Genomic DNA, 7,233 nt, shown 5'->3' on the forward strand with positions numbered 1-7,233 from the left:
TAGTGCTAGCATCTAATTAGTACATTTTAAAATGAGTTAATCCCTTAAATATCATATAATACAAGAGGAGGAACTCATTATGCCTAGAAAAAACAAGCAACATACAAAGCAGTTCAAGTTGGATGCTGTCAACTATCGCAAGGAACACCCTGATCTCACTCAGGTTGAATGTGCCAAGAATCTCGGAATAGGAACCAGCACCTTAGCAAGGTGGGAAACCCAGTTCAGAAACAATGATGGTGACATTCCTACAAGAGGATCAGGTAACTACTCTTCAGACGAAGCCAAAGAAATAGCACGTCTTAAACGCGAATTACGAGATACTCAGGATGCGCTTGAAGTATTAAAAAAAGCTATCAGCATTCTGGGGAACGATTAACGGAAATCATATACACGGAAGTTACTGCTAAGGTAGAGGCATCTAAAGTTACAAAACGCCGTGTCTCTACTTCCGGAATGCTGAAATCTCTAGGCGTGTCTAGATCTGGATACAGAGCTTTTCTCAACCGTAAAGTCTCTCCTTCCAAGCAAAGAAAAGAGGCTGTGAAAAAGCAGATCCAGCAAATCTATGATGATTCTAAACAGAACTACGGAGCGCCAAAGATAACTCAGGAACTTCGTAAATCTGGTGAGACCATTTCGGAACGCACAGTAGGTAAATACATGCGCGAAATGGGTATTAAAGCTCAGTGGATCAAACCTTGGACCACCACTACCAGAGACTCTGATTTCAGCAGTGAACTTCACAACATTCTCGACGAACAGTTTAATCCAGAGCGCCCTAACGCTGTCTGGTGCACTGATATCACATATATATGGACTCAGGACGGATTTGCATATCTCAACTGCGTTATGGACTTATTTGCCAGGAAAATCATCGCCTGGACTCTTGCAGACACAATGGATGTATCTACAGTAATTGAAACTATAAATAAAGCAAAAGCCTGTCGTAACACTGATCTGCCATTAATAATCCACAGTGACAGAGGTAGCCAGTATGTTTCAAATGCATGGAGAGAAGCTACTGAAAAGATGCAGCGCAGCTATTCTCATAGCGGTTATCCATACGATAACGCCTGTATAGAATCCTTCCATTCCTTGATTAAAAGGGAGTGGCTCAACCGCTTCACAATCTACAACTATAGCCATGCATACAGGCTTGTATTTGAGTATATAGAAACCTTCTATAACACTGTTAGGATTCACAGCCATTGTGACTACATGTCTCCTAACGAGTTTGAAAAACTTTATGAGAAAGTAATGACTTTGCCTGCAGCCTAGCAGGCAAACTTCTCATTTTAATTTGTACTATTTATTGACATAGGAGCAATGTGCTTCGCCAAATACTGGCAGTAATACTTCAAATGTATCTAAGTTTACTGCTCTGGCTACTTCTTTAGAATCATTTTTCTGTTGTGCTATTTCTAAAACTTTCTGACATTGTGAATGTATAAAATCGATAATATCGATATTTGAAATGGTATAAAATGCTAATGGCTTTAACCCAAGTATAACTTCATCCGTTATCTTTTGATTCTCATCCAGGTAATCATTGAGTATTTCTTCTGACATAAAGCTCCCTTCTGTGGCTTTATTATAACATTAATCAAAAAAATACATAGTATCCTTGATATGAGAACTCTAATAATATTCATAGTCACCCAAATTGTTATTCAAATATAATTCCTCTATAACTACACTTTTAGTAAGTCACATTCCTGAAATATTACTCTATTTTCCCTTGTTTAAAAACTTGAACAAATGAAACCACCATAGCAATTGCCCAAGCTAACATTTTCGATTCAAAAAAGAATCTAACTATAAAAAAAGAGCCCGCAATAATTATTCCCCAAATGATTATTGTAATAATCAAGTTGGGTCTTACACGGATATTTTGTATACTACCAATTATTTGTGCCCAACCAACAACTCCAATTCCCCAAGAAACTAACAAAACTACCAGAAAGAAAAGATAATCCATATACTCACCTCTTTCTTAATGAAATCTACATCAAGAAGTTATTCAGATAGCTAATTCATGTCCGCGTCCGATAGCACAATTATATTTTATCAAATAACGTTATTATTCCCGTTCCAAATATTATTAAACTTTGATTAAATGTCTTTTTGTCATTCTGATTGTTAACAAAAACGTCCCCAAATGTCCCCAAAAGTAACCCAAATGGCAACCATATGGCACCCAAATGGCAATTTCCAATCACAAACCAAAATGATATTCTTATAATGAGCAAACCAATAACTTATAAATCTATCGCTGATACATAAATTCATAAAATATAGCTGTCCCTATTTTGTCCGGTTTTGTCCCTAAATTGTCCCGGCTTTGTCCCGCTATTGTCCATTGATGTTATTTTTAGGGGTGGTAAAATAGTACTTGTAAGAGTATCAAATAAGTTTAATAAACAGAGCAATCAGGAAATTTTCTTGATTGCTTTTTTGTTGCAATTAAGAAAAACGCATTTAGAAAAAAATGCAAGCCTAAGCGAATGCGCCGTTACGGATTTTTCCGTTGTAAGGGGTTTGGGGAAGTTCCCCCAACAAGCAAAAAAATGCATTTGTCACCCAAATGCACTGCTTGCCACTTCTTTTATAGCCCTCGTAGGGATTCTTGAGAAGCGGCGCCACTCCAGTATTTGAAGGAGGTTGAATAGAAATGAGCATTAAATCACCTAACTTAAAAAAAGAGTCTGTTTTTGACATTGTAAAATCAAATATCTCAGCCCGTCAGGTTGCCAATCGTTATGGAATTACAATTAATCGCAACGGAATGTGTCTTTGTCCTTTCCATAATGACAAACATCCAAGCATGAAAATTGATAAGCGCTTCTACTGTTTTGGATGTGGTAAAAAAGGAGATGCGATAGATTTTGTCTCCGACTATTTTCATCTTAATGCAAAAAATTCTGCAATTAAGATTTGTGAAGATTTTGGATTATCGTTTGATACAAATTATCATGCTCCTCCCAAAATCAAATCGCGATCAAAATCAGACGAACAGATTTTGTACGAAACAGAAAAACATATTTTTCTTGTTTTGACAGATTATCTACAGCTACTAAAAAGATGGAAAACTAAATATGCACCAAAGGATGAAAACGACGAATGGCATCCTTACTTTTGCGAAGCTCTGGAAGAAATAGATCACGTTGAGTATTGGTTAGACACACTACTTTACGGAAACATTTCTGACAGGGCTTTTTTTATTACAAATTATGGAAGGAAGGTTATTACTATTGAAAAACGAATGGAACAACTTAGATGAAAATACAAAGAGAGCTCTGCTTGATGTTGCCAAACAATTTGAATTTACAAATGAAACTCCAAGCTGGTATGACAACAAAAATAATAAGATTGATGAAGTAGAATTTTGTACTTGGTTCATCAGCAAACATCCTCTTAAATATGTCGGAGGAATCTTTTATGACATTGACGGAATTATCAGCGAGGAAAAACTCAAAAAAGAAATCGTTGATGCCCTTAAGCCATATGTAAAAACAAATATTGTCAAAAAAGCCAACCAGATATTAGATGCGCTGAGATATGAATCCATGTGTGAGATTATTCCTAAACATACAGACAGGATTCATTTTAAAAATGGAACATATTTTATTGACGGTGGTTTTGTTCCCGAAAAAGAATTTTGCTCTAACAGATTACCAGTTAATTATAATTCAGACGCTGTTCCTCCAACCAGATGGTTACGTTTTCTTGACGAACTACTCTATCCTGAAGACATATTTACTCTGCAAGAATTTATGGGATATATCCTTATACCAACGACAAAAGCCCAAGCCATGTTGCTCTTAATCGGAAACGGTGGAGAAGGCAAATCAAGAGTCGGATTCGTATGCAGAAACCTTCTCGGAAACAACATGACTATATGCAGCATTAGCACTCTGGCAAATAACAGATTCAGTTTGGCAGATCAGGAAGGGATGCTCCTTATGATTGATGATGATATGAAAATGGAAGCTCTTACTGACACCGGAGTTATAAAAGCTGTAGTAACCATGGAAGATAAAATGAACCTTGAGCGCAAAGGAAAGCAAAGTTATCAAGGTTATCTAAATGTTAGAATTATGGCTTTCGGAAATGGTTCGCTCAGTTCTCTATATGATAAATCCGACGGATTCTATCGCAGACAAATAACCATCAGGGTAAAAGAAAAATCGCAAAACAGAGTTGATGACAGAAATCTTTCTGCAAAATTATCCGAAGAAACTGAAGGAATAGCTTTATGGTGTCTAGAAGGTCTAAAAAGACTGACCGCCAATGAATTTCATTTCACAATAAGTGAACGCACTCTACAAAATCAAGCTGAACTTCGCAGGGAGGAAGACAGTATACTCGATTTCTTTGAATCAGAAGGATACATCTCCTTTGATGAACCTGCTATCGCAACTACTAAAGAGCTATATGAAGCATATTGCCTATGGGGCAATGACAATCTTATCAAGATTCGTTCCGAAAGCTCTTTTTCGAAAGAACTACGACAACGTGCAGATAAACTTGGGCTTATATATTTAAAAAACGCGTCTGTTGATAATAAAACAGCCCGTGGATATAAGGGAATATGCGCTATCCATACGTTAAAAGATATTCCCTTCAAAAACTAAAAGGCGGTAAGGCATCCGTTTTTAATCAATTTCTTTTTACCCATATAAAATCTTCATTGATTTCAAAAATCGTGCCTATGTGCCTAATTATTGATATTTCATGGCATTAATCATGTTTTTCTCAGCCTTAAATAATGCCTATGTGACTTTTAAATAAAAACAATTATTTCTTAATCTGATGAATAAAAAACTGATAAGGAGGTGCTTACAATTGAATAATGTCAATAAAGATGCAATTGCAAGTACTCCTCCATCTGTTTTTGCATCAAGTTATCACAATAATTTCAAAATTAAGAAACTTCAATGTATCGTAAATGAAGAAAATAAAGAAGAATCCAGAGATATTTCTCAATTGAATAAAATTTTAAAATCTGCTACCCTCGTTTCAGGCGATGGCGGCGAGATTATAAATATGATTTCAAAGAAAAAAACTAAACTTGTTGAAAAAGTCTATAGAACTGCACATCCGCGCGCAAAGGAGGAATTATTTTATAAAGGCTCAGATGGAAGATGGAAAAGTAAAAATCCTACATTCAGTGCTAAAAGCCGAGAAGAATTAGTTGAAAAACTTTATAACTTTTTCTTTTCTCATACTTTTGAAGAAGTTTATCTTGAGTGGGTTGATATGCGTATCAGGCATGGTGTTAAATCCAATAAGACCATCCAGGAAGATCTAACGTTACTAAAAAATGTCTTTAAGAATGAGCCAATCGCACAAATGCAGATTACAGATATCAAAAAGAGAGACATAAAGTATATGTTTGAACGATGGACTGGTCCGGGGCTAATCACCAGAAAAGCATTTGTAAATCGAAAATCAGCATTAAATGGAGTTTTTATCTATGCTGCTGAAAACGAATACATCCCATTAAATTTTATTCCATCCATAGGAACAACAGAACTTAAATTTAAAGAGCCAAGGCATATCAACAAGGCTTTTCATCTCGAAGACAGGAATGCTCTTTTAAAATACTTAAAGTCACTTAAACAGGATGGATATACTTTAGCTATTCAACTTGCGCTTTACTCAACCTTTAGAGTCGGTGAACTACGAGCAATCAGATATGAAGATATTCGAGGAAACATACTAACTCTCAAACATCAGCTTGTTGAAGAATCAGTATACTCAATTGATACCAAAATTATGAAAATAACTAAAGCTCCCAGACATATAAACGAAAAACTTCCGAAAGGAAATTCTCATTTTTCTGTCAGGGAAATCTACTTGGTACCAGAAGCTTTAGCAATCATTGAAAAAGCCCATGAGCTTAATCCAGACGGAGAATATCTTTTTATGTGTCATGGACGCACGATTAACAATGATACTTTTAATGAACGTCTAAGAAAATATTGCGCTGGAGCTGGTGTACCATATCTTTCAAGCCACAAATTACGATTTACTGTTGCATCAACACTAAGAGCTGCAGGTGTAGATATTGCATATTTACAAAAAACTTTAGGACATTCAAATCGCGCTATGACAGAACACTATATCTATGAAACAGTAGCAGAACCTGAAGGTATAGAAAATCAGTTAATGAATGCTCTAAGTATAAACTGATATTTATGCAAATTAATGTATAATGTAGCACGCAGTATATCTCGCTGAATCTCAATGTTTTCAATGCGTGGAACTCTTTTGGAGCAAAATGGAACCATTGAATAAAACAAAGAAAAAAGCCGCAAACTCAGATAACATCTAAGTTTACGACTAACCAAAACAATGCCGGCGACCGGGATCGAACCGGTACGGGTATTACTACCCACGGGATTTTAAGTCCCGGGCGTCTGCCAGTTCCGCCACGCCGGCATACCATATTTATGATGGTAAAAAATTCGCGATATGCATAGCACATATCGCGAGTGGGGCCTACAGGGCTCGAACCTGTGACCCTCTGCTTGTAAGGCAGATGCTCTCCCAGCTGAGCTAAGACCCCTTATTTATCTGGGATGGTTCTAATATAAAACCGAGTGGAGCTTCAGGGACTTGAACCCGGGACCGACCGGTTATGAGCCGGTTGCTCTAACCAACTGAGCTAAAGCTCCTGAAAAAATAAAATGTTTGAACTGAATAAAACAAGAACAAACAAGTGACTCCGACGAGAATCGAACTCGTGTTACCGCCGTGAAAGGGCGATGTCTTGACCGCTTGACCACGGAGCCATATTACAGACCGTAGTTACAGTCTTCATTAGTACCAAACTTCTTCCTCGCTTAGTACTTAGCTCCCCCTGTCGGACTCGAACCAACGACACTTCGGTTAACAGCCGAATGCTCTACCGACTGAGCTAAGGAGGATTATCGGTACATCTAAAAATAAAGAGCCGTTTTACGACTCTCATTGTACCTTCAAAACCGAACACTGAACTATCTCTTCCAGATTCATCTATACACCTATCTTTTGGATAAGCCCTCGACCTATTAGTACACATCAGCTGAACATGTTACCATGCTTACACCTTGTGCCTATCTGACCTCGTACTCTACAAGGGGTCTTACTGCCGAAGCAGGGATATCTCATCTTGAGGGGGGCTTCACGCTTAGATGCCTTCAGCGTTTATCCCGTCCGGACGTGGCTACCCAGCCTTATGCATCT

The 7,233-nt window shown here is 37.3% G+C and carries 7 protein-coding genes, 5 tRNA genes and 1 rRNA gene; 5 read left to right on the forward strand and 8 right to left on the reverse strand.

Features of this window, described 5'->3' with window-relative positions:
- The first annotated feature begins 79 nt into the window (after nucleotides 1-79).
- Nucleotides 80-379, forward strand: a complete 300-nt coding sequence (locus tag BM398_RS16885; RefSeq protein ID WP_092338115.1) for a transposase — start codon at nucleotides 80-82, stop codon at nucleotides 377-379.
- Between the two features lie 8 nt (nucleotides 380-387).
- Nucleotides 388-1,281: an IS3 family transposase gene (locus BM398_RS16890; RefSeq protein WP_242949844.1), complete on the forward strand. Its 894-nt coding sequence runs from the start codon at nucleotides 388-390 to the stop codon at nucleotides 1,279-1,281.
- 27 nt (nucleotides 1,282-1,308) lie between these two features.
- On the opposite strand, the gene BM398_RS16895 is transcribed toward BM398_RS16890, so the two are convergent.
- Together BM398_RS16895 and BM398_RS16900 are read right to left on the reverse strand one after the other, a co-directional pair.
- Nucleotides 1,309-1,572, reverse strand: a complete 264-nt coding sequence (locus BM398_RS16895) for a hypothetical protein (RefSeq protein ID WP_092339464.1) — start codon at nucleotides 1,570-1,572, stop codon at nucleotides 1,309-1,311.
- A 154-nt stretch (nucleotides 1,573-1,726) separates the two neighbouring features.
- Nucleotides 1,727-1,981, reverse strand: coding sequence for a hypothetical protein (locus BM398_RS16900; protein WP_092339466.1), 255 nt, complete (start codon nucleotides 1,979-1,981; stop codon nucleotides 1,727-1,729).
- Between the two features lie 693 nt (nucleotides 1,982-2,674).
- Between BM398_RS16900 and BM398_RS16910 the strand changes: the two genes are divergently transcribed.
- The 3 genes from BM398_RS16910 (at nucleotide 2,675) to BM398_RS16920 (ending at nucleotide 6,198) form a co-directional block, all read left to right on the forward strand.
- Nucleotides 2,675-3,283 (forward strand): CHC2 zinc finger domain-containing protein, encoded by a 609-nt coding sequence (locus BM398_RS16910; protein WP_092339470.1) that lies wholly within the window; start codon nucleotides 2,675-2,677, stop codon nucleotides 3,281-3,283.
- A complete protein-coding gene (locus BM398_RS16915) occupies nucleotides 3,255-4,637 on the forward strand; it encodes a DNA primase family protein (RefSeq protein ID WP_242949843.1) in 1,383 nt (460 codons plus the stop codon). The genes BM398_RS16910 and BM398_RS16915 overlap by 29 nt, the downstream gene beginning before the upstream one ends.
- A gap of 211 nt (nucleotides 4,638-4,848) precedes the next feature.
- Nucleotides 4,849-6,198 (forward strand): tyrosine-type recombinase/integrase, encoded by a 1,350-nt coding sequence (locus BM398_RS16920; RefSeq protein WP_175532006.1) that lies wholly within the window; start codon nucleotides 4,849-4,851, stop codon nucleotides 6,196-6,198.
- A 163-nt stretch (nucleotides 6,199-6,361) separates the two neighbouring features.
- On the opposite strand, the gene BM398_RS16925 is transcribed toward BM398_RS16920, so the two are convergent.
- From BM398_RS16925 to BM398_RS16950, 6 genes are all read right to left on the reverse strand, one after another.
- A tRNA-Leu gene (locus BM398_RS16925) sits at nucleotides 6,362-6,447 on the reverse strand.
- Between the two features lie 54 nt (nucleotides 6,448-6,501).
- A tRNA-Val gene (locus BM398_RS16930) sits at nucleotides 6,502-6,574 on the reverse strand.
- A gap of 35 nt (nucleotides 6,575-6,609) precedes the next feature.
- Nucleotides 6,610-6,683, reverse strand: a tRNA-Ile gene (locus BM398_RS16935).
- Between the two features lie 45 nt (nucleotides 6,684-6,728).
- Nucleotides 6,729-6,800 (reverse strand) — tRNA-Glu (locus tag BM398_RS16940).
- A gap of 62 nt (nucleotides 6,801-6,862) precedes the next feature.
- A tRNA-Asn gene (locus BM398_RS16945) sits at nucleotides 6,863-6,935 on the reverse strand.
- Between the two features lie 103 nt (nucleotides 6,936-7,038).
- Nucleotides 7,039-7,233: ribosomal RNA gene (locus tag BM398_RS16950) — 23S ribosomal RNA — on the reverse strand; the annotation flags it as partial.

Origin of the sequence: Butyrivibrio sp. M55, assembly GCF_900116865.1 — a bacterium.
GTDB lineage: Bacteria > Bacillota > Clostridia > Lachnospirales > Lachnospiraceae > Butyrivibrio.

Excerpts from the sequence above, each read along its gene's own strand:
- BM398_RS16885 (WP_092338115.1), top strand. The coding sequence starts at position 80 with ATGCCTAGAAAAAACAAGCAACATACAAAGCAGTTCAAGTTGGATGCT.
- BM398_RS16895 (WP_092339464.1), bottom strand. The coding sequence starts at position 1,572 with ATGTCAGAAGAAATACTCAATGATTACCTGGATGAGAATCAAAAGATA.
- BM398_RS16900 (WP_092339466.1), bottom strand. The coding sequence starts at position 1,981 with ATGGATTATCTTTTCTTTCTGGTAGTTTTGTTAGTTTCTTGGGGAATT.
- BM398_RS16910 (WP_092339470.1), top strand. The coding sequence starts at position 2,675 with ATGAGCATTAAATCACCTAACTTAAAAAAAGAGTCTGTTTTTGACATT.